The 2,095-nt window shown below is 44.5% G+C and carries 3 protein-coding genes; all 3 read right to left on the minus strand.

The genetic code is table 11. From position 1 onward, the window contains the following. Positions 1–37: 37 nt before the first annotated feature. Positions 38–352: a DUF5713 family protein gene (locus GW12_RS05955; RefSeq protein ID WP_034584796.1), complete on the minus strand. Its 315-nt coding sequence runs from the start codon at positions 350–352 to the stop codon at positions 38–40. Positions 353–456: 104 nt separating this feature from the next. After that, positions 457–1,311 carry a dihydropteroate synthase gene (gene folP / locus GW12_RS05960; RefSeq protein ID WP_034584799.1) on the minus strand — a complete coding sequence of 285 codons (855 nt, stop codon included), beginning with the start codon at positions 1,309–1,311 and terminating at the stop codon, positions 457–459. A gap of 84 nt (positions 1,312–1,395) precedes the next feature. Then, entirely contained in the window at positions 1,396–1,983 is a 588-nt protein-coding gene (locus GW12_RS05965) for a GNAT family N-acetyltransferase (protein WP_034584803.1), read from the minus strand. Positions 1,984–2,095 lie beyond the last annotated feature (112 nt).

Here is a 2,095-nt window from a genome sequence, read left to right on the forward strand (position 1 = left end):
TAACTGACTGGCATTACTGTATTTACAGGGCTTTTTCTTACCATGCACGGTTAGTGATTAGCTCTTCCATTTCAATATCGAAGTATCCGTACTCCTGCACCACCATCATCATGGCTTCAGCAATATAGTCCGCTGCGGTATCGTCCAGTGAAGAATCCAGATCCTCAAACTGTGGCTTCATTTCATTGATTTCAGCCACAGTCGCATTGGCAAACTGGTAAATGTCCTGTTCAGACAGACCGGTTTTAGACACCTTTTTGGCAAAGTGTTCAATGTGCTGCTTTACTTCAGCAACCAGAATATCTGGATAATACTCATCATCAAACATGGGGAGAAGTAAATCTGCAAACATACAGGCACTCTAACATCATCAGGAGAATTTAAGCGTGCCTATATAGCATATTGCTACCTAAAAGCCAAACAGCAACAGGTTTTCAGTACCCAATAATCTGGAAATTACACCGCACTACGCATCGCATTCCAGACTTTAATTGCATCACTAGTAGCTTTTACGTCATGGGCACGAACCATACAAGCACCTTGCTGGATACTGAGTAAATGCCCGGCAACTGAACCCACTGTACGTTCTACCGCTTCCGCACCACCGAGTGCCTGCCCAATAAAACGTTTCCGTGATAAAGCCGACAGCATTGGATAGCCCAGTTCATTCAGCTTATACAGTTCATTCAATAATTTAAGATTCTGCTCAGCATTTTTGGCAAAACCAAAACCTGGATCAATCATGATATGTTCTGCTTTTACTCCTGCATCCAGTGCATCCAGCACACGCTGTTTTAGTTCTGTCATTACATCTGTCGTGATATCTTCATACTGATTCAGATTGTTCATGGTGGTTGGCTCACCACGCATATGCATGATAATGACTGGAATATCTAGTTCAGCAGCGGTTTCTAAGGCATGTGGACGGGTTAAGGCACGGACATCATTCCAGATATGTGCACCTGCTTTCACAGCCGCCTTAATTACGTCTGGTTGGGATGTATCAATCGAGATGATCACATCATGCTTGGCCAGCTCTTCCACCACTGGAACTACGCGACGGATTTCTTCTTCCACTTCCACAACTGATGCACCCGGACGAGTCGATTCACCACCAACATCAATTACGGTGGCACCTTCAGCCATCATTTCCAGCGCACGAGCCACGGCAGCATCTTTCGTATTGTGCTTACCGCCATCACTAAAAGAATCTGGGGTGACATTTAAAATACCCATGACATGCGGCTGTGACAGGTCCAGTTGTAAACGTCCAAACTCCCAGATACGTTGTGGCAATGGCATCAGCTGCATGTTTGATCTCCTTGATAATTTCCGACTCATTGTCCATGATCTGCGAGACAAAGCAAGTCCTATACCAAAGAGGTTTTAACCGAGTTAAGTCCGTGCCTTAAGAAAATCTTCTAACTTGGCTTTCACTGCCGGCCATTCCGATTGCAGAATGCTAAACATCACTGTGTCACGGACAGTCTTACCATCTTTTCTTAAGGTATGGCAACGTAGAATACCGTCCTGTTTGGCACCTAAGGCACGAATCGCGGCCTGACTACGCAGGTTCAAATGATCTGTTCTAAAAGCAACCACTGGCGCATTCAATGTTTCAAAAGCATGCTGCAATAACAGGTATTTGCAGGCACGATTCACATGGGTACCCTGAAAGCTTTGTGCATACCAGGTATAGCCTATTTCCAGCCGTGGAATTTCCGGCTTGATGTCGTGATAGCTGGTTGAACCAATTGCTCGATTGGTCTGTCCATTGATTACCGCAAAAGGAATCCGCTCACCCTTTGCCTGCTGTTCTAAAGCTTTCTGAATATAAGCTTCAACCGTATGCGGATAAGGGGCAGAGGTATAGAAAATATCACCGAGATTGCCATCAGAACAGGCAGTCTTCAAGTCTTCGGCATGTTCCAAAGTTAACTGTTCTAGCCGTACTCCATATCCGCTTAATACTGGCGCATGCATGTCCACCAAATTTATTCCTTTTTATATTTATATTTTCAGCAATTTAACATGCTTGGGTAGTTTTCCACAGGCATAAAAAAAACCACCCACAGGTTAATGCCAGTCAGTTAAG

The organism is Acinetobacter sp. HR7 (assembly GCF_000773685.1).
Lineage (GTDB): Bacteria > Pseudomonadota > Gammaproteobacteria > Pseudomonadales > Moraxellaceae > Acinetobacter > Acinetobacter thermotolerans.